Below are 21,668 nucleotides of genomic sequence, written 5' to 3'. Positions count from 1 at the left end.
TATTTCTGAGCCGTGAAAATAACCATCATGAAAAGGGTCAGTGCCTCAATGCGCTAAAGTGTAAGCGTTGTGGGGCTGACCCTTTAATTCACAGAATAATTTTAAGAACTAGCTAGTATTGATGATTAATATGTAATGGATAGCAAGTATTCGAAATGTGAGTGTGAATAATCATATTAATAGGCTCGTCCAAACGTCCAGTTAACAAAAAGGAACACAAGGCGCTTATAAATAAATAACAATTGTAACACAATAAGTCAGCTACCCTTTTGGTATCAGCCTCTTGGTACCTCGATACAACTGGTAATGTTAAATTCCTCAATCATTATAACAGCCCCTACGCCTATTAAATTAAGGTTTTATATGATAAAATTACAAATATGTTACAATTAAAAATAATTTAAATTAATAGTCGGGAAATAGGAGCGATACCTATGAGTGAATTAGTAGAATTTATTAATAAATTTAATAATCAGGCTGCTAGAGAAGTTAAATATATGGAAGAAACTATTTTTGATTACCCAAGTAATTCAATTGTCAACGCAAGGAAATTTGCTGAAATTATAATCGATAGGGTTATGGAAAAGGAAGGTATGTACATAGAATATGCAAAACTATATGAGAAAATATCTAAATTAAGTCGTGAGGATCTTCTTAATAAAGAAATTCAAAAATCATTTTACACCATACGAATTGCAGGTAATAAAGGAGCACACGTTGGTAATGAAGTAGAACTTGCTGAAGCTTTTAAAGTTCATAAAGAAATATATAAAATTGCTGTATGGTATGCAGAGTTATATTTATATGAAGAAATTATTCCACCAGTTTATTCTGCACCAAAAAACAATTCGGAAGAAAAAATGGAAGCAATTATTCAGCGGAAATTGCAAGAAATGATGAAGAAAAATAATTTACCTAAACGCAATGTTGAAGGTTCAAAGTCAGGATCCACAAATAAAGAAGAAAAGACACCGAAGCAAGTTATTGAAAAAAATTTGGAACCAAATCAAAGCTATTTATTAAGGGAAATTATGCGTTTAAAAGATTCGTCAAAAGAAGCAATTGAGAACCCACGCCAATTTAGTAAGTTTAAAAAGTATCTACATGTAGATCGAAAGATACAATTAGACCTCGAAGAAGCCTTGGAAAAACATAGTGGAGAGTCTAGACATTTGATTTTATTATGCGGGAATGTGGGGGACGGTAAATCCCACCTTTTATCTTATCTAAAAGAAAGAAGACCAGATTTGGTAAAAGACTATGATTTCCATAATGATGCTACAGAGAGTTTTTCACCTGAAAAGACAGCAATTGAAACTTTAGATGAAGCTCTAGTTGACTTTTCTGACCGATGTGCTAATCAACCCAGTAAAAAGCTTATTCTTGCTATTAATATGGGTGTGCTAAATAATTTTATGAATCAGGAGCATATTGAGGATAAATATAACAATTTAAAACAATTTGTTATAGACAGCAAACTGTTTACCGAAGAAATAACAACTTTCTATGAAGAAGGCAACATGACGTTACTAAGTTTTGGTGACTATCATTCTTATGAGCTAACTGAAAATGGAGCGGTTTCTAGTTTTTACGAGGGCTTATTGGGAAAAATTACTAAAGTAGATGTTAAAAATCCCTTCCATGCCGCATATGAAGAAGACATTAAAAACAGTAAGATTACTATGTTACATGATAATTATCAGTTCCTTAGAAATAAAAATGTACAAAGGATGGTTGTTAGTTTAATTTTGCAGGCAATTATAAAGAAGAAATTGATTATTTCTGCTAGAGCATTTTTAAACTTTATTTCAGACATCCTAATACCTAGAAAACAAGAAGATACTAGTCACTTATCTGAATTTGAGATTCTGGATAATGCACTTCCGAATCTGCTGTTCACTAAGCCAGACCGTTCGGAAATCAATGCAGCTATTCAGGAATCTGATCCGATCCATTATCGGATCAGTTATATTGATAGCCTTATCATGCAGTTGAATGTATTAGACAACTGGAAGTCACTTAAGCTTCATTTAAAGGATGAATTAGCTGTAAAATGGTTATCCCCTTTTATAGAATTAGATGATCTAGAAGGAAATGTTTTAAACTTTTTTACAGAATCATATATACGCTTGATCTACCTTTCAAATGAAGTATTTGAAAAGGAAATGATCGACAATTCCTACAAAAGTTACTTAAGGTTTTTATATGCATTCAATACTGATAATAAAGAAAAAATTAGAAAGTTTTATGATTCTGTAAAGACTACAATTTTTAAGTGGAGAGGTTCACCAAAAAAAGACTATATCTTCATTAACCATCCGGATGAAAATTATAGGTTAGCCCAGAAAATAAAATTAAAACCCTTTCTTCAGAGAATAAACACTCATAAAGATCCAACTTTACTAAATTCCTTTAAGGATTATATTTATTTCTGTTATCAAGATGAGAATACTAAAGAAATAGCTAGTTTAGAGATTGACTATATTTTATACGAGTTACTTCGGGACGTTGAAAATGGATATCGTCCAAACAAGCGGGATGAGGAAGAAGCGATTAAGTTTGTAGAGTTTATTGACAAAATTTCTGCATGGGGAAATAAAAAAGAGGAAATATTGATCTATCATAAAAATTCACAGGAAATGTTTACGTTACTTAAAGATGATTTTGGCAGTGATTTCATATTAGAAAAGGAAGATAAAACATGAGTAAGGTTTTATATTGGGACTGGTTAAAAGAACAGTTTGAAAAGAAAAACAAACATGATGACAGCTTTGCCCTAGATACTGTTCCTTTTTTAACAAAACGACCTGGAGGTGTTAAAAAAAATTTCAAAGGTGTTATTGGGGAGTACGTTAGAAATGTTTGTAATTACGAAGTTGATTCCGGAAAGCTTAAGCAACAGGTATATTCTTATGAAGGTAATGAACATCCTTTTACACACTGCGTAGCTGATAGTATTAAGTTTAATAATGAAGATGATAAGTATGCCTTTGTAAAATTTCTCAATGAATATATATTTAATGGAACTAATATAAAACTCATTCATCCGCATCTTTTCAATTATGTCATGACTGGAAAAAACCACAATGAATTTAGAAAGTATGGAAAGTTTCTTAGTGAATTATTCGTAGATGGAAAAGAAGATGAAATTGCAAGGATTTTTAATAATAAGCAGTCAAATGATATTTTAACGGAATTGATTCTTACTAAGCTGGATGTTTTGAAGGCGAAAAAGAAGCTAAATAGAGAGTACCAAATATTATTACCGAAAATCCCAGACCTTTATCAGGAAGATCTTCTGTATCTACAAAATTATAAAGAAAGCTTTATTCAGTGGTTCCCTTTATTAACACAGTATTATACATTCATGTATATAAATCAATTAATTCTACAGTTGGAAAAGTTCGAGGAAGGTAAATATAATGACCTCGAGCCGCTATACTTCACACTTGAATGGGAATCGCTGACAAAAAGAAGAAAGGCATATAATGATTTAGCAAGCTATAAAACAATAAAATCTTACCATGAAAATCTATTTCCACATCTCCATACGTTGGCGCATCTAAGCTATAATACGTTGAACGATTCAAATATTAGTCAAAATGAAAAAATAAGGTTATTTACTTATAGGGATATTCTAAATCATATCAATAGCGGTGAATTAGATGAGGAAAAATATTTAGATGACTTAAACAAATGGTTACTCGAATATAATAATCTACATAATCTAGAGCTTCATTCTGAGTTTTCAAGTGTAACAGAAGCAATGAAGGCATTGTTTACTTCATTAAAAAAGGGTACTAGTAGACGAGTAGCACAAAGATTTGGAGAAAATCAGGAAGACCTTGGTGCAGGTGAATTTTTAAAGAATAGAGGTAGTTTAGGTGGTGTTTTTAATATGAAATATGATTTCTTATTATTGATCACCGCTGTTAGTGTGAAAGATAGAAGAATACCTTTAAATGATTTATTCAAAGAGTTTGAACGAAGAGGTATAGCAGTAGACCGCTATACCAAAAAAGAAATTATTACATTATTTAATAAGCTGAATATTATTGATAAAAAAAGTGATAGTGGTGATGCCCAATATGTTAAACCAATTCTATAACTACATTACGAATATTTTAACAGAATATTTTATTTCAAATTCACCTTCTCCAGGGGATCGATTTTATATTTCTATGGATTCCGAGAAAGAAGTGGAGAACTTGGTGAACTCTTTTAGGGAAACGAAAGATGTTGAAACTTTTTCTTATAAGCATAGCCAAGGTAACGAATATAAAACATTTGGAATTTCTTTTAAAGATTCTTTTCTGATTATTTCTAGCAATTCTGCAGAAGTTAAAGCTGATTATTTAGTAACTCTACGAAACATGGTTGGTGAACAAACCAATAAGTTTGAAAACACATCTATTTTATTTATCGTTTCCGAAGACTTGGATTCTGTAAAGGGCGGGAGTAGCAATCTTGAGCATGAAGGTATGCCGTTGCACACAGAGTCTTTATATCAGACGATGAAAAAAGATATTGAATATAGTAATTTGAAAAAGGTAGAAAAAATCATTCTACAAGATCACCTAAATAATATTATGAGAGACCAGTTTTACAAGAATATCTCAATCTTCGAATTTGAAAGTATCTTTAAGACTCTTGAACAAGGTCGGATTGATGATAGGGAATATGCAGAATTAGGGTTATTCAAAGACCCTGATCTTGACAGATTTAAGGGCAGTGAATTACGAAATAGGTTGGAGGAAAATAGTAAATTATTTGAACAAGTATATAAGGCTCATCAATATGGCCATGGAAAATATGAATTAGAGAAATTGTTTTCCCCAACCGGTGCTAATGAGTTAATTAAAGATAATTGGGAATCGACTTTGTTTACAGACGTATTTAAATATCGAGAGGATTACACTAAAAAATATGAAAGAAAAACAGTAAAATTTCATAAAATAGACCCTTTAACGGATCAGAAGATATGGGAGAGGCCTTTAAGTGAAAGGGCTGCAGGCAAGAGAAAAAGGCAAGTTGTTTTTTTTAACGCTCAACATGAGAAGGAACTAAAATTCCAGGTTCAATTTGAGCTTTCATCAAATGTAAAGCTATCACGTGAATTCTTTAAAGTCACAAGCAATAACATAAATGAAAAGCAAGTTTTATTTAATATCCAAAAAGAAAAATTAGTCATAACAATTAATTTAGAAGGCACTGATTGGGATAGGAGAGCTAAGTTTTTCAAGTTAAATTATAAACACGATAATGAAAATACACTCGGTACAGAATTGCACTGCGTGGTATTACCGATAGAACCACTAAAACTTGAAAGTATTAAATCAAATTACATTGTTAATACAAATAAAAACTTTCTTGAAGTGAAGATTAATGATACCAATATATTAACAATCGGGGACGGTTATGAAAAGAAAGAAATTGAACTGGCAGACGGAATCGACCTTCATTTTACTGAAGGTCTGCAATTAAACCTTGTTACAACAATAGATTCTTTCAATGACAATGATGAATCTAAATTCTATCTTTACTTTGAACATTTTGGATTACCAATACTGATAAAAAATGAAAACTATGTAGCTACACCAATTACCGGAAAGAAAATTTGGACATTAATTAGAGAATTATCCAGTGATATGCTGTGGGATAAGAACAATAATAGACTACAAATTGAAAATAGAGAATTCTATGTTCAGCAAGATTATCAGAAATTTTTCAAGTGGGAAGACCAATTTTTGAGTGAGAATTTAAAATGCGCTGAAATTGTTTCTGATAAGTTAGTTGCGGTTGACATCAATTTAAGCGTTGAACTGATGGAAAGCTATAGTAGGTTGATGAATTACTTCAAAAGTAATGCAACTATTCCTAGTCTATCGTATGTAACTAAGAAATATAAAGAGTTGGCATTGGAATACATCAAAGCATATATAGATGAAATTAAATCTTTTACAGATGGCAATCCTGCCGGTCTAAAAGGAACTGATCTATTTAAACTTGGTCGAGTTTATTCTCAAAATGAATCCTATTTAACTCCTTTTCATCCACTTATTGTTTCATATAAGCTGAAGTTATATGAAATGTTAGAGGATAGAGAAATTGATTCAAACATTTTAAACCGTTTAACACCTGAAGGACTTTTACCTTTTATTTATGATGAATATGGGAAACTTTTAAAGCCTGAATTTGAATACACTGTAATGGAATGGCTTCCATATAAACCTGTAAATCAAGTTTCTGTTGCTGATGCAGACAATTATTTGTCTAATGTAGTGGAAGATAAATTAACTCAGTTTAGTAAACACTTTCAATATTTGTTTTTAACCAATTCCAATGCGCCAATAAAAATAAATGTTATTAATATTAATAATGATAAAGAAATTTTAAAGGGTGTTTTGAAGTGGATGAACAAGCAGTTAAAAACCAAAGGTGAGGATGGATTAATTCCAGTAGAAATCTCTTTATTTAGAGATGAATCTTTAGAAAGCGCATTTGATTATTTTTCTCAAGTTGAATCTTCTGATGAATTCTTTAAAGAATATGAATTAAGTAAAGAAGTAAAAGATTACAATGAGGAGGATGTTATTAGAATCTTGAAAGAAAAACTATTCTTTTATAAACAGGATTCTTTTGGAAAGCAACATTATGCGCATATCAGTTTCTATAATATGAAGGCGCGGGAAAATATAGCAATTCTTCCAATGGATGAGATGCGTTCTGGCGTATCTTTGGAAGGGTTAAGTTCTTCTTTGCCTTCGATGAAAGATGAATTAAGTTACAGAAGTGGATTTGGTACTAGAACCTATCATGTAGATGACGGAAACTATGTAACAAGCACTGCCTATTATTTGAACGAGTTAGCTGCAAATTTAAGAAATGATGGTAATGATAGTTATCATAAGAATTCCGGAATTTACTCAAGAACTACACAAATGGACCAAGAAGAATTGGAAGAAATTTATAAATCATCATATTGGGTCACTTTTGTTGATCCGAATGTAGATTTAGATTTTTTTAATAATCAATACGATGACCTAATTGTTATTCATTATAGTGACCAGTATTCATCCTCTAGTCGTTATGATGCAATTACCGTGACGAATAAATCAGACCAATACCGATATGTTATCAAGGAATTCTTAGAAAAAAAGGGTGTAGAAAGTACTGCGGGTAATATCAATAATGCCATACAGGCATTTAATAGTTTCAATGGTGAGTGGTTATTAAGAATCATTGGTTCTAAGGGGCATATGGATCGAGAAAAATTAAGTATTATCTCTGGAATAAAATATTCACTAGCATATTTGGACCACCCGGATATCTTATGGGTTCCAATCTCTTTAGAGGAAATCCTACGAGTTGCTGGAGCGGTTAATTTAACCCGTGGAAATGGTGTTTTTAGTGCAAAAAATTTAGGCTCTAAAGGAGCACACAGTGATGATTTACTTCTAATAGGTATTAACCAAATTAATAAAGAACTTTATTTTTATCCTGTTGAAGTTAAAATCGGGGTCAATCAAAGTTCTGTCATTGAAAAAGCAAAGATCCAAGTTGAAAAAACAGCGAAATTATTAAGCGAAACATTAACAAAAGAAATAGATGATTTATTTGTTACTAAATTTTATAGGAATTTCTTTATCGATCTAATTATTTCAAATGCAAATAAATTACATCAAAATGAATTTTGGAATGAAAAAGGTTACGAATTATCCAATAAGGTCTTAGAGGATTTGCTAAAGGATCGATATACGATTTCATATGTAATAGAACCTTACATTGGAAAAGGGGCGGTTTTATCCTTTAGTAAGGGAGTTTTTCATAGGAGTGCTAAAAAGGAGGATTCCGTTCTTAATCTGAATTTGACTGAATTGGATGGTTATGAAGGGGTATCGCAAAATATAGTTGATATTCATGATTGGATTCAACATCAACCAAATGATTTCATCGCAGATCAATTTCTTTCTAATAATTACGTGGTTGAAAAGAAAGATGAAGAGCATTTTAATAATGAATTGGTGAAAGGCGACAAAGATTCAAACAATGAAGAGCTGTCAATCAAAAGTAATATCGATGAAACCAATCATAAGGAAAAAACGACTAATTCGGATGAGGGAGTAAGTAATCCAAATTCCTCTATCTCCAAAAATGAGGAAGTTAAGCATGAAAATGAAAAAAGTAGATCTCCAAGTGAACTGAATGCGAAATTCAAACAATCACTAGAAGATATTCGCTTACCAATTGGAAAAATTGATGGTTCGAATAAAAAAATATATTGGGAATACGGTAACAAGGGGTTAGCAAATCGCCATTTATTAATATCTGGAAAGTCAGGACAGGGTAAAACTTATTTTATGCAGTGTTTGCTCCTTGAAAAAGCTAAGCAAAATATTTCAAGTATAGTAATTGACTACACAGAGGGTTTCCTTCCAAATCAATTAGAACCTGAGTTCAAGGAATACATGGGAAATAAGCTTAAGCAACAAATTGTATATAGTGATCAATTTCCGATCAATCCATTTAGTAAGAATGAGAGAGATATAGGTGGTATTCGAATTCCAGAGTCAAATACAGATGTAGCTGAAAGAGTTCAAAGTGTTTTCAAATCTGTTTACGCCTCATTAGGTATCCAACAATTGAATGCTATCTATGAAGCCACAATCAATGGCTTGGAGCAGTACGATAAAGAAATGAATTTATCAAAGTTAAAAGAAGTGTTAGAAAATGATGGTTCAAATTATGCTAAAACTGCTCTTTCACAAATTAGACCATTAATTGACCGTAATCCATTTAGCCATGAAGATACAATTAGCTGGGAAAAGATTATTGATGGTGAGGGAGAAGTATTCATCATACAATTAACAGGGTTTCCAAGAAACGTGCAGTTAATTATAACGGAGTTTATCCTTTGGGATCTCTGGAACTATTCGGTTAGAAACGGTAATAAATATAAGCCAATGCCAGTTATAATGGATGAGGCTCAAAACCTTGACCATACAGAGAAGTCGCCTTCTGCGAAGATTCTAACAGAAGGTAGAAAATTTGGATGGTCGGGATGGTATGCTACACAATTTTTACGTTCACAATTAGATAAAGGCGAATTAGCTCGTTTACAAAATTCTTCTCAGAAAATTTACTTTGCCCCACCTGAACAAGAATTATCTAATATTGCAGCAAGTTTAACGAACGATCCTTCTGAAAAAAAAGTGTGGGAAGAAAAGTTACTTAGTCTAAAAAAAGGGCAATGCATTGTTCATGGCCCTACTATAGACCAAAAAGATAATCTAACAAATCCAATTGCAAATGTTGTAAATATTACCTCATTATCTGAAAGAATATAAAAATGCTTCCCTTCTTAATAAGGGAGCATTTTTTATATTATAGCAAGTCTACTATCCTCTAATGATGTTTTCTCCTGGCTTATTTTAAGAAGGATTCTCAGTCCCTCCTCAATAAAATACTCAAAATACCTTTGAACTTCTTGGTCATTAAGATGTTTTTGGATTTCTTCAATAGTAAGGTGCTTAAAAAGTAAATACTCACTGTCTTTTATAATCCCATCTGGAACAGTCCATCCTTTGTCATAGTCTTTAAATTTAATTTCAGCAGAATTATTTTCCGCAATCCCTTTAGCTAGAGCAACTTTTAATAATTCAGGTCTAACCATATCTAAAATATCAACTTGTCTATCTAATATTTCTTTACCTACTTTCGAAAGGTTAAGTTTTCGGTTACTCACATTTATCACACCTTATACAAAATTGAAGTATCCCTCTCTGATTATTGTATATTTTTTTTCTTCGTTATAGTCCAGCATATACTGTTTATAAGAGTTTTCCTTCATCAATCCAACATATTCACTAGTTACTTCTGTATCGGTCGATAGTATAATAACTTGCTCACTGAGGTACTTATAGTAATAATTAATTAAGTGATTACGATGGAAACTGTCAAGTCTACCTAGTGGTGTGTCAACAACAATAGGCAAGCTTAAATCAGAGACCCTTGTCAGTGCCCAAATAAGTGCAGAAGAGATCATTTGCATTTCTCCAGCTGAGCGATCATTTACACTGATCTCCTGTCCATGATCATTGAAAAGTTTAATGGTAAATGTTTCGATATCAAACCTGATCTCACCGAACTCATCTTTTTTACGAATGAGTTTATTTAACATTTTTGAAAACTCTTTTTGAATTTCATTAGCCTTTAGAAGGGTAACTTTTTCAATATATTCTTTCAACATTTTTATGGTAGGTTCAAGTAATTTTTTTTGTTGCATTAATTCATCTATATTTCCTGATTTATCCTGTAACCGGGTAAGTTTATTTAGGATATTCTTTTTCTCTATACTAAATGAGTGGTGTTTTTTCCTGAGTTTAGACAGTCTTGATTCAATTTGGCCAATATCCTTATTTAATCCATCTATTTTATTGTTTTCTTCATCAATACTTTCTTCGGTTGGAGCGTTTCTAATCTCTTCTTCTACATTTAAAATTTCAGACTTTAATTGATCAATTTTCTTTACCATAGAGATTACGTCTTCTTTATTACCTATTTTGAAATTATTTAACGTCTGTTGTTCTCTGGAAGGAAGATCATGGATAATTGGCATCTCTTCTTTAAGTTCAATATTAGACATTTTTGCCCACAATTGATTCCCGATTTTTTCAATTTGTTCAAATTGAACTTGTGATAGAGGAGGTGTAATCTGTTTAGTTGATAACTGCTCAATAAAATCATTAAATGGTTTTAATTTTGTTTCACGTATGATCTGTTGTTTTTTTGATGTCTCTTCATTTGAAATACTACTTCTTAACTTTTTATATTTAGTAGAAAGAATAATGTTTACTATATTTTGTTTATAATAGTTGTTATATTCTTTTGTTTTCATTTCCACTTCAGTTTCTAATCGTGATAGCTTCTTAATAATAACTTCTCTAGATTTGTTATTCGACGTAAGTTTTTCATTTCTTATAGCTTTTATTTTTGATAATTCATTTATTAGCTTCCGTAACTTATTACTATCTTTATCAATTATTCTGTCGTATTTTGTTATATTTAGATCTATATCTTCTAATTCATTATTTAGGTTGTTTAATTGAGACTGGCTAACAGCTGAGGTAATTTTTCTGTCAATATTTCTCTTCAAGTATTCTAGGTCAGTTACTAAAATGGAATAAGAATTCATTCCAGATATCTTATGAATGGCTTGTTTCATTTCAGAGCTATTTTGTCGTAATATAATTTCTTTTACCTCTTCGCCGTCAAAAATAAAAAAAGGTGCAGCGTGGTAAGGAATTATCTTATCAATAAATTGATTATATATGTCAATATTATTAATATTAACTTGTTTCTTAATCTTAGAGCCGATAGGCAGTATTGATATCTTTCTTTCCTCATGGGTAATTTTTTTATTTCGGTCGAAGTAAAATTTAACAGTCAGCGTCCATTCTTCTTTTGTATCCGTTTCTAATATTAATGTAATTGAACAGTTTTTCCCACCTTCATCAAAATAATAGTTGTTAATAGCATTTGAAAACATCTGAGTGTATTCTTGTTTTGAAATACCACGCTTACCGAATAGTACATATAAGATAGCCTTTAAAATAGTGGTTTTTCCCGCTCCGTTTAGCCCACCTATTAAAATGATATTTTTGTATTCACTTCGGACGTTTTCAGGAATATATAAATTTACTTCCTGTATACCATAATACGTTTTATAATTATCGAATGTAAGTTTCTTAAGAAGCATTTAATCACCTTTTCTATTCTTACTGTGAAACTTCAATAATTTTTCATATTCTGCAGCTCTATTTTTCTGAGTGAAATTCTCATATGCAAAACGTTTTGATTCTTTTAATAGGTCTTTTGCAAATTTAAGGGGAATATCCTTGTCATAACACAGACTTGCCAAAACTTCTATCTCCTGTTGCTTTGCCTTATTCATAAGGTAATACACTCCAATAATTTAATATAGTCATATAGATACAAAGTATGTGGCATTTTTGTATATTATTTTATAAGGATTCTAGTATATCAATATCTTTTTGATCTAAATAGGGTGAAAGTGAAAATCGAACCGATTCTCTTACGTGTTTCAAGTCATATCCCATTGCTTGCAATACATGTGATGGTTTCGAACTACTGCAAGCTGAACCACTTGATGCAGCTATTACAGGAGCTAATTTTTTGAGTAATATTTCGTTATTTAATCCATAAAACCTTACATTTAAGATGCCGGGTATTTTAGTTGTTTTTGGTGAATTAAAGTAAACTTTCTTCCCGAACTTTTTAATAAGAATTTCTTTCGTTGATTCTTCTAATTTTTGAAGATTGTTGCTGTTTTCTTCTAATCTATTCTTTGCAATTTTTGCCGCTTCTCCAAATCCTACAATATTATGCACAGCATAGGTCCCACTTCTAATGCTTCCTTCTTGTCCACCGCCATGTAACAACGGGGTAATAGGGGTAAGTTTACCATATTCATCGCTCTTTATGTAAGTTACCCCAACGCCTTTTGGTCCATGTACTTTATGTGCCGAACAAGACAGAAAGGTAATTCCACTGATAGAAGATAAATTGATAGAGATTTTACCAAGTAATTGTGTTCCATCGGTATGGAAGAATATATTATTACTCTCACATATTTCGGCAATTTCTTGTATAGGATTTAATGTACCTACTTCATTATTTCCCCAGATCAAGCTTACTAGAATAGTATTTTCTTGAATAGCTTGCTTTAACTCCTCAGTGTTTATTTTTCCTTCCTGATCAACATCAAGGTAAGTTACAGTAAAACCTTCTTTTTCGAGAAATGAGAATACATCTAGAACAGAGTTATGCTCTGCCTTTGAGGTGATTAAATGTTTCCCTTTCTTTTTATAATAATGCGCTACTCCTTTAATGATCATATTGTTACTTTCCGTCGCCCCGCTTGTAAAAACGATTTCCGATTCATGGCAACCAAGTAGAGTGGCAATATTAGCCCGACCTTCTTCTATCGCTATCTTTGACTGGGTCGCTTTTTGGTAATATTTACCTGAAGGGTTCCCGTATTCTTCAGTCAGATATTTATACATTTTATTGGCTACCTCAGGTAGGACTGGGGTCGTTGCACTATTGTCTAGGTAGAGCATGTTTAAGCCTCCTTGATATGATCCTCAGCTAATCCAATTAAATTATTTAATAGCTTATTATAGTTGCCTGCATGCTTGTACTCTTGTTCTAAAAGCTTAACGCCTCTTTCTAAATGAGAATTAAATAATGAAGGAAAGTACTCTGTCTCTTCAACAGTTTTTCCAGCATGTTCAGTTATTAAAGCTTTGTAGATATAATCCTGATTTCCTGTAAGTGTATTCCGATTAAATTCCAATCCTTGACTATCTGTGGTCACATTAGCAGGTAGAGTGGGATCGGCTAAAGACAGTGATATAGATAAGCGTGCAAGAATATTCGGCGTTAGACCTGTTGAACTATACAGGTTTTTTAAAATTTCACCTGTGTTTTTAGAGGTTTTCAAACGGAAATTCATGATTGTACAACCCCTTCATTTTTGTATTCAAAGAAACGATTTTCAATGTTAGTTCTATTTTCTTCATTATTGTAATTTAGTGTAAATTCATTTGATAAATTATAAGTTAATTCCGTATAAAGTTGTTGGTCAATTTCAGAATCAGTAGATAAGATAATTGTTTGATTACTAAAATATGGAACTAGATGTTTGATAATTGAAGCTTTATGCTCCACATCTAATCTACCTAGCAGCGTATCTAAGACAAAAGGAATTTGTTTTTTTGAAGAAGAAATAGTACCCCAAATTATTGATAGTACCAATAATTCTTTTTCGCCGGCAGATAAAATTTCCTTGCTTATATTATTATTTTTACGATCGGTTAGCTTGATACTAAAATTGTCTTTATCAATGACTATTTTCTCTATAAAGTCTTTTTTACGCATTAAAGATTTCAACATTTTTGTTGAAAAATATTCAACATCAGCTATTTTCTTATTCAATTGTTTCTTTTGAAACCTACGACTAATATTAATTATTTTTTCAGCCTCTTTGAAGGAAGAGTTGTTTTTGTAGGAATTATATAATTCTTTTTTAACTTTCTCATATAATAGAGTTAACTGATTTACTTCTTTATTTATTTCACCAATATATGATTTTAAGTTTTGAATTCTACGATCGGAATTGTCTATCTCTTGTCTATAATTTTCCATTTGATGGATCATCGTAGAGAATTCAGAGGTATTCTCGTTATTTTTCAATTGTTTTTTGTATAGTTTTAGAGTCTCTAACTTTTCTCTGTTCATAGCAAGAATTACTTTTTTTTCTTTTAAATTTTCAACAGTAATACTATTCTTCAAGTTATAAACTTGATTTGCTTCGGATCCAGAAGCGTTATGCTTTATTTCAACTTCCTTGGTTGGTGCTAGCTGATTTGTAAGCTTTTCCTTAATTTCTCTTTCCTGGTCTTCTGACAAGGATTCAATGAAACTTCCCAGCAGGTTCTGAATAGATAATTCCTTAATATTTTGATTTATAAATTGGGATATCTTTTGATTTTCTTCATCTTTTAACTGTGTTATTAACCTCTTTAATAAAGGAGAAACAAGAAAAAGCGGTAGCTCTGTAGCGATAAACTCTTTAATTCTATCGCCTTGTTGTTTTCGGCTCGCTTCAGTGTGCGCGATTTTTTCATGAAGTTTTTGTCTTTCCTCATGAATTAGCCCGCCATGTAAAGAGAAATACCTTTTAATTTTTTCATATTCTTTTTTTTGATTTGAAAGGTTTGTCAATTCTTCCTCTAGATTTTCATTTTGAAGTTTTAATTGAGCAATTTTATTTGTAAGCTCCATTTTCTTTTCTTTATTATCTATTTCCAGTTGATCTTGTATTTCGGTTGTGGAACCCTGTGATAAGTATTTCAAAATGTCGTTTTCCAGGCTTGAAAATAGATCTAAATTAAAGAGTTTAGCTGATAAAGATTGAATATACATAGATAAATTATTCTCATTACTAAGTTTTGCAATGTCTTCACCATCGAAAAAGCATAACTCTAAGAGAGATGGGGGAAAGTCATTTCGCAAATGCTCGTAAAACTCTTCCTTTTCCAGTTCACTTAAATGAACATTATTTTTAATGATTTCTACTCTTTCATTTAGTTTTGCTTGATTCTTTTGCTGCCAAATGCGTGTAATTTTATATGTGTTTTCTCTTAAATTATCATTATTTGTAAAAGTAATTTGGATAAAAAATTTACTAGTTTGAGTTTCTTTGCTTTTTGAGTTTAATAACTTTTCAACCTTATTAAGGTACTCTTTAGTCTGTGTTTTAAATCCATAGGCAAGAGAGCCATATAAGGCTAAGCGGATTCCATTTAAAAGAGTCGTTTTTCCTGCTCCATTTTTCCCTCCAATTAGCACAGTGTTCTTTCCTTTAATATTATTGAATTTAAATGTATTCGTCCCTTGATAGGGGCCAATATTGTTAAGGGTTAATTCTGTAAATATCATTAGTCACATACCTCTTATAAATGTAAGTAGTCTTGTTTTAAAGCAGAAGACAACTGTTCCATTAATCCTCTCTTAACTTTATAACCTGAATATTCTTTTTCAATTAATAACAGTTTTTTCATTAGTCTGAAATCTAAATCCTCTTCTTCACATAATAACTGTAACTGTGAAAGGTCTTCATTTTCAAACATTAGCCTTTCATCCTTTTCCCAGTTAAGTTCGTAACCAAATATGTCAAGGTGTATTTTAGGAAGACTATCCTCAAAGTCACCGTCATTAAACCAAATTTTTCGTATTTCTTTTAATTCATCCTCTTGTATTAATTCATAATTTTCATCGCTTGGATGTTTAAGGTTTTTTTGTACCTTTAAGAGACGTTCCAAGATTTCTTTACGTGCCTCTAAAGTAAAACCACCAAGACCCAATCGGCAGTATTGCCCCTTATCATTGATAATTAATACATCTGGGTCATCGGAAGAAGCAAGATCAATATTATTATTTTTAACATAGTCCTTCAGTTCAGAGTGATGTATAGTATCAAATTGTTCAAGTGGGTAGTACTTTTTTTCACGGCTACCCTTTTTAGGAATTAGTATATGATCCCCATCATCCCTTTTCACAATTTGAACAGGAAGAAAATATACTTGACCGTTCATTCTGTATTTCATTCTCATTGATCGATCATCTCGAATAGAAGTTAGCCAATTACGAAAGTTTAATAAAGGTTTCATCCAATCATGCCCATTATTAATAAAGCCAGTTAATGCTTTGTCTTCATTTACAACTGTGCATACCCAGCATCCAAAGCGAGAGTTTCCACAGGATCCGGCTGATTCCTTTACTGTTTTATCTACTACAAGTGGACACTCTCCACTACTAGAATCACTATATAAACGATACAGCTCATTATTATCGTCACCCCACGGGGAGTCGTAGGATAACAGGTAATTCCATACGTCATCTACATCAAACTTTTTAATAGGAGCAAATACATAGGCGTTCGATAGAGTAGAATGCCTCATTAATACTTTTCCTTCTGTTGAGTGCGATTTAATAACGTTTGCTCTCGTTTTACTTTCTTTTTCTCTGACACCTAGTAACATGATTACCTCTCCGAATGAATTAACCTTTTCCTTTATAAATCTATTTGCTGGGTCAATCTTCATGCGATCTGTACACCATCTAAATTGTTGGTTTGGAGAGGGGTAACCTTTACCAATAATATTAGTCCAAAAAGATTCTTCGATCATTGGTTTAACCTTATAAGTTTCAATTGGTAAGCCTAATTCAATGGCTTTTGTTTCAATCCTTCTAAGTGTTGTATTAATAGATTGTATAATTAAAGGTGTTTCTACCAAAGTATCTGAAGAAATAACGTACACTTTTTTATTTAATTCAACTGGATCAAGTTCTTTCAAAGATTCAAAGACAAGTTGAACGACTACTGTTGAATCTTTACCACCACTGTATCCAATAACCCAGGGTCTTTTATCTTTCTTATAAACTGTTTTGATTTCTTCTTTTGCTTCATTAAACAGAGTGTTTTTTGTGTTATATAAGTCGGAAATGATAGACATAAATTACCCTCCAAATACGGATTTTTCTAGCTCAACCTCACTATTGGTGAGAGGGAGTTTCAGTTGTTGTTTGATTTGTATTGCAGTCAGTTTAATCGTTTGGGCATTTTTTTGAGCGCGGCCATTTTTAATTGCTCTTCCTTCCCAGAGAGAAGTATTATCACGTGACCAGTCAACTTGTTTCAAGTTTTTAATGTAAAATTGCCAGTCTACCGGATTATTATTTCTTAAATAATTTCCAACTACCCCCAAAGCTTCTAGGAATATACCGTGACCCACAATGAAATTCATTCGCAACTCTTTTGGTGATAACTCCTTGTTAAGAACCTGTTGCCATTCATCTATAGATTGTGTAAGCAGCTGCCAGAATTCTATTAAAAATTCTTCATCGTTTTGATTGATAGTGTCCCCTTTAGAAACTCCCACTAATTTTAAATTAGTATTAAAAATATGATTTAGGGCAATAATTTTCGGTGAATTCTTAGATAACGAAACTTTTTCCCTGTCTGTATATCTTTTAAGAAATGGTATAGATTCCGTAAGGTTCTTCGTTAAAATTGCTAGCTTATCCCTATGATCATATAGAATTCCAATAGAAGAAGTAGTATTGACCGCGTGTCTATTGAGATCTGAAAATATCTGTTGGGAATTCTTTAAACCTTCATCAACAAAGAAAACGACAGAGATCGTTTCAGATCCTAGTTCTGGATTAATTCGTAAAGCTTCTTCAATTGCTGCTCTTCTATGTTGTCCATCATTAATTAAAAATTTTGCATCCAATGCGATGCTTAATGTACCGACGTCACTAAAAGCGGGTTCTTCAGAAACAGAATTAAATTCTAAATCACCATCAATGGATGCTGTAAGAGATGAAAACACATAGTCATCGGGGTTGTTAACTATATAATTGGTTATTTCAGGTATTCTGTTTTTGTTTATAATGCGCTGTGAACGAAATTCCGGTGGCACCTCTTCTTCATCAAATAGAAATATTTTTGGAATAATCCTCAAAGGGCACATTGCTATAAAATAATCCTTTCCAGCTTGTTGTCCTTTAATAGAAGGAAAGTTATAAGTGAAACCATTTTCCATGTAATCCTTCCCCTTTACGTACGTAATATGATAATATTATTATGAATAATATCGACATTATTTTCAAGTATTAGATGCTGATTTAAATGAATTATTATTTTAACCATTCGGAATGGGTTTCTGGTTATTTAATGAAGGGAAGTTATCTGGAAACCTGAATGATGGTAGAGTAATCAACTGAGGGGGTTCTATTGTCTTTTACCGAACTGTGCCAGGCACTGTTCAAGTAATATCCATTAGTTGAAAAGTACAGGCCGGCAGTTGATATGAAAATAATGAAGGCACGTTGGGGTTCATCATTACTAGAGACCAATACGGTTTTACTGAACTTTAAATTTATTAAAGCATCAAAACATTGCATTGAATATGTCGTTTTACTTGAGTTAATTCATTTTAAGTATAATGTTCATAGTGAGAAATTTTATAACATGCTATATTCCCTTATGCCCGATTGGGAAAAGAGAAAGGCAATCTTGGATGAAGTAGTAGTAAAGGAATTGTAGTGATGAACTCGATAGAATTTTGACAACATAATTTTACATTGACAGGTAGTTCATAAAGATTGAACTGCCTTTTGTATATTCTCTTGTGTTTAAAAAATAATTAGGAGTGGTTTTTTGAAAAAAGTAATACTAACTGGTAATGGTCTTTCTGTTGGGTTGAATGAAGCATTCTCGTTAAAAAATATAACTCAAATTTTTTATGATCGCTTATCCCAAGAACATAAGAAATTTGTTGAACATCATATGAAGAGGATCCAAAAAGATGAATATATTCAAGTTGATTTTGAAGAGGCTATAGCAAGCGTGGAACAAGTTCACGATTCTTTGGACAGTTACGTTAATTTTTTATTAAAGGAGGAAGAAGGCAGGAGGTATCTTGAAAAAGAAAATCTATCAGCCGAGGAAATACAGAAGCATTTAAGTAAAATAAAAGAAATCATTTTGACTTATACTACATCAATTGTAGAAATAATTGATGGGAATATTCATTGGGATCAAATTGATGATCAATTATCAGGGTTTATAAATTGGTTAGAAGCACAATTTGAAGACAACCAAGGTGTAGATATCTTCACATTGAACTTTGATCTTTTGCTTGAAACTATACTTTTAGAATTAGTAGGTGCAGATAGGCTCACTGACTTTCATGTTAAAAGGGGTACGTGGAAAGGTAACGATAAGTTTAATTTTGATCCTCAGCAGACTTTGTTAGATTTCGGAAAAAGGGATGTTCGCTTGCATCATCTGCATGGTTCACTTTCTTCATTTAAAAGGCTCTCTGATGGTAGGGTTTTTAAATTAAGAACTGAGGATATTAGATTAACAAACATGTACAAAAATATAGATGCAGATGAAATTTTCCCTGCTATCATAACGGGGGGGTTTAAGAGTAGAAAGGTTCAAACCTTACCTTTCAGCTACTATTATTCTAAATTTAAAGAGAAAATGGTCGATCCAGACAATCTTTGCGAGGAACTTTATATCATCGGGTATAGTTTTAGAGACCAGCACATCAATGAGGCTATCATTGAAAGGCTAAAACTGACAAGATCAAAAAAGAATCCCAAACTATTAAAAAAGTTCATAATTGTAGATTATAAGTCTAATGAAGAGCAGGACAAGTTTGTGGAGGAAGTAAATCAATCCTTGGGTTTAAAAAGAAATAAATTGAAAAAAGAAGAACATTTTATTTTTAATGGTGCAAATTCGATTGAGGATATTCTTCAAGATGCATAAAAAAGTTTTGAAGACATTTGCTAATAATTAGCGATAGATTATAAGAGGGCGGAACTTTTGGGAAATGCGGTAAACCAATGGGGTATCATCTCTATTTGCTGTTACCTTTAAATTAATACAGAGAACCGTGCCATAAGGAATTAGATATTCGTGGGCGACTGTTTCACTCCCCTGCATTGTGTAGGCTAAAACTATTAATAAGAGATTAATACGTCTTTTGAATAATCAAGAGTCTTTTTCCATGAAATGAAGTTTTTAATTATTTTATTGCCCATGCCATCTAACCCCAACTTCCAACGATTATAAATATAGAAAACTATATTTTATTCCAAGGGTGGCAGACAATGAACTACGTTAAACAATTAAACGAATTTCATTTTAAGATTAATTTAGAGCCAATTTCTGTGTATGCGCGATCGCTTTGGTATACGTTGATAGATATTAATAATAGACTTAGCTGGCGAGAGGAATTTACGGTTGCAGCGTCTAAATTGATTGAGAAGGTTGGATTATCGGATAGTAGTTTAAACGTGCGCGTAAGGAATTAGAGGATAATGGGTATATTCAGGTAACATCTAGAAGCGGGAATCGGGCTGCGTTATATAAGATGATTTGCTTGTACTAGAATGTGGGTCATCATACATGTGCTTCAACCCTGCAAAAAGACCAAAATCTGCACCCTTTAATTAAACAGAAACAAGAAACGAAACAAAACAATAAAACAACAACTACGACGGACGCGATTGCATTTTTTCAGGATAATTTTGGTGCAATGATACCTTATGTTGCGAATGATATGATTTAGTGGGTTACGGATTTAGGTAAGCAACTAGTTTTGCATGCGATGAAGCGGGCTTTGGATCAAGGTAAAAGTAATTGGGGGTATGTGAAAGGTATACTGCAAGCATGGGCGAAAAAAGGAATTACGGAGGTTGATGCTGCTAATGCGGAAGCAAGAGATTATCAGACTGTTACTGAGAGAAAGGTACAATCTTATGATAGAGGAAGGTCGGATGAGGTTGTACCGGATTGGTTCAGAGCAGAAGCGCAAGAAGAAATTGAAGCGTGAACAGGCGGGATTAGTGAAAGAGGTTGTGGATCCTGCTATAGAAAAACAAGAAATGGAAGAGGCTCTTGCAAGAATAAGAAAAAAATCAGAAGGATATGCTACTATGGCTTATCAAAAGTTATAAGTAAGGGTATGAGTAATAAAAAAATATTTGGGTCGATTCTTGAAAATACGCTGTGGCCAGGTTTTTTGGAGAAAAATTTATTCTTGACTGGATTAACTACTCCGTGATACTATATACTGGTATTAAGTAATACTAAATAGTTGAAACATAAAATACCTGTGTTACAGCGTACTGAAAAAATATATACAAATGAGGGAGAAAAAGTGGAAAATATCACAGAAATGCTGAAAGGGGTGCTTGAGGGTTGTGTGCTTGAGATTATCAGTCGTGGCGAAACGTACGGTTATGAAATCACACAACAGTTGCGGGGACTTGGCTTCACGGATGTGGTGGAAGGTACAGTTTATACAATTGCCATGCGGCTTGAGAAAAACAATTTGGTAGACATCAAGAAAAAGTCATCTACTAAAGGACCACCGAGAAAATTTTACACACTTACCGCAGCAGGAGAAGAGCAACTTGAAGTTTTTTGGGAAAAATGGGAATTTGTATCAAGCAAAATTAACGAACTCAAAACGAAAAAAATTCAAAAGGAGGATTAG

Annotated in this window: 17 protein-coding genes and 1 pseudogene; 10 read left to right on the top strand and 8 right to left on the bottom strand. The window is 32.2% G+C overall.

What is annotated here, in order from left to right; all coding sequences use genetic code 11:
- The first annotated feature begins 434 nt into the window (after positions 1 to 434).
- The 3 genes from dptF to dptH are packed head-to-tail and all read left to right on the top strand — an operon-like array spanning position 435 to position 9,347.
- On the top strand, positions 435 to 2,705 hold the full coding sequence (gene dptF / locus ACY9Z2_RS03060; RefSeq protein ID WP_463608127.1) for a DNA phosphorothioation-dependent restriction protein DptF: 2,271 nt from the start codon (positions 435 to 437) through the stop codon (positions 2,703 to 2,705).
- Entirely contained in the window at positions 2,702 to 4,108 is a 1,407-nt protein-coding gene (dptG, locus tag ACY9Z2_RS03055) for a DNA phosphorothioation-dependent restriction protein DptG (protein ID WP_463608126.1), read from the top strand. Before dptF ends, dptG begins: the two co-directional genes overlap by 4 nt.
- On the top strand, positions 4,089 to 9,347 hold the full coding sequence (gene dptH / locus ACY9Z2_RS03050; protein ID WP_463608125.1) for a DNA phosphorothioation-dependent restriction protein DptH: 5,259 nt from the start codon (positions 4,089 to 4,091) through the stop codon (positions 9,345 to 9,347). The genes dptG and dptH overlap by 20 nt, the downstream gene beginning before the upstream one ends.
- A 32-nt stretch (positions 9,348 to 9,379) precedes the next feature.
- Here the strand turns inward: dptH and ACY9Z2_RS03045 are convergent, their stop codons facing one another.
- The 8 genes from ACY9Z2_RS03045 to dndB form a co-directional block, all read right to left on the bottom strand.
- Positions 9,380 to 9,745, bottom strand: coding sequence for a hypothetical protein (locus ACY9Z2_RS03045; RefSeq protein ID WP_463608124.1), 366 nt, complete (start codon positions 9,743 to 9,745; stop codon positions 9,380 to 9,382).
- A gap of 12 nt (positions 9,746 to 9,757) precedes the next feature.
- Entirely contained in the window at positions 9,758 to 11,758 is a 2,001-nt protein-coding gene (gene dndD / locus ACY9Z2_RS03040; RefSeq protein WP_463608123.1) for a DNA sulfur modification protein DndD, read from the bottom strand.
- Positions 11,759 to 11,953: a DNA modification system-associated small protein gene (locus ACY9Z2_RS03035; protein WP_463608122.1), complete on the bottom strand. Its 195-nt coding sequence runs from the start codon at positions 11,951 to 11,953 to the stop codon at positions 11,759 to 11,761.
- A 70-nt stretch (positions 11,954 to 12,023) separates the two neighbouring features.
- Positions 12,024 to 13,142, bottom strand: a complete 1,119-nt coding sequence (locus ACY9Z2_RS03030; RefSeq protein ID WP_463608121.1) for a cysteine desulfurase family protein — start codon at positions 13,140 to 13,142, stop codon at positions 12,024 to 12,026.
- Positions 13,143 to 13,144: 2 nt separating this feature from the next.
- Positions 13,145 to 13,537 (bottom strand): DNA sulfur modification protein DndE, encoded by a 393-nt coding sequence (dndE, locus tag ACY9Z2_RS03025; protein ID WP_463608120.1) that lies wholly within the window; start codon positions 13,535 to 13,537, stop codon positions 13,145 to 13,147.
- Positions 13,534 to 15,525 carry a DNA sulfur modification protein DndD gene (gene dndD, locus ACY9Z2_RS03020; RefSeq protein ID WP_463608119.1) on the bottom strand — a complete coding sequence of 664 codons (1,992 nt, stop codon included), beginning with the start codon at positions 15,523 to 15,525 and terminating at the stop codon, positions 13,534 to 13,536. The genes dndE and dndD (ACY9Z2_RS03020) overlap by 4 nt, the downstream gene beginning before the upstream one ends.
- Positions 15,526 to 15,539: 14 nt before the next feature.
- Complete coding sequence (dndC, locus tag ACY9Z2_RS03015) at positions 15,540 to 17,102, bottom strand: DNA phosphorothioation system sulfurtransferase DndC (RefSeq protein ID WP_463608118.1); 1,563 nt, start codon at positions 17,100 to 17,102, stop codon at positions 15,540 to 15,542.
- 3 nt (positions 17,103 to 17,105) lie between these two features.
- Positions 17,106 to 18,194 carry a DNA sulfur modification protein DndB gene (gene dndB / locus ACY9Z2_RS03010; protein WP_463608117.1) on the bottom strand — a complete coding sequence of 363 codons (1,089 nt, stop codon included), beginning with the start codon at positions 18,192 to 18,194 and terminating at the stop codon, positions 17,106 to 17,108.
- 266 nt (positions 18,195 to 18,460) lie between these two features.
- On the opposite strand from dndB, the gene ACY9Z2_RS03005 reads away from it, so the two are divergent.
- The 7 genes and pseudogenes from ACY9Z2_RS03005 (at position 18,461) to ACY9Z2_RS02975 (ending at position 21,668) form a co-directional block, all read left to right on the top strand.
- Entirely contained in the window at positions 18,461 to 18,697 is a 237-nt protein-coding gene (locus ACY9Z2_RS03005) for a M48 metallopeptidase family protein (protein WP_463608116.1), read from the top strand.
- Between the two features lie 114 nt (positions 18,698 to 18,811).
- Positions 18,812 to 19,933 (top strand): DUF4917 family protein, encoded by a 1,122-nt coding sequence (locus ACY9Z2_RS03000; protein WP_463608115.1) that lies wholly within the window; start codon positions 18,812 to 18,814, stop codon positions 19,931 to 19,933.
- A gap of 344 nt (positions 19,934 to 20,277) precedes the next feature.
- Positions 20,278 to 20,481, top strand: a complete 204-nt coding sequence (locus ACY9Z2_RS02995; RefSeq protein WP_463608114.1) for a hypothetical protein — start codon at positions 20,278 to 20,280, stop codon at positions 20,479 to 20,481.
- Positions 20,482 to 20,561: 80 nt separating this feature from the next.
- Positions 20,562 to 20,738, top strand: a complete 177-nt coding sequence (locus tag ACY9Z2_RS02990; RefSeq protein ID WP_463608113.1) for a hypothetical protein — start codon at positions 20,562 to 20,564, stop codon at positions 20,736 to 20,738.
- 12 nt (positions 20,739 to 20,750) lie between these two features.
- A pseudogene (locus ACY9Z2_RS02985) lies at positions 20,751 to 21,002 on the top strand (DnaD domain-containing protein); the annotation flags it as partial.
- The gene (locus ACY9Z2_RS02980; RefSeq protein WP_463608112.1) at positions 20,992 to 21,126 is read left to right on the top strand and encodes a hypothetical protein; all 135 of its coding nucleotides are present in this window, start codon (positions 20,992 to 20,994) and stop codon (positions 21,124 to 21,126) included. The pseudogene ACY9Z2_RS02985 and the gene ACY9Z2_RS02980, both read left to right, overlap by 11 nt.
- Positions 21,127 to 21,329: 203 nt before the next feature.
- Complete coding sequence (locus ACY9Z2_RS02975; RefSeq protein ID WP_463608276.1) at positions 21,330 to 21,668, top strand: PadR family transcriptional regulator; 339 nt, start codon at positions 21,330 to 21,332, stop codon at positions 21,666 to 21,668.

This window comes from Virgibacillus sp. GM2-2 (assembly GCF_055329585.1).
This window is presented reverse-complemented; position numbering and strand designations above follow the sequence as displayed.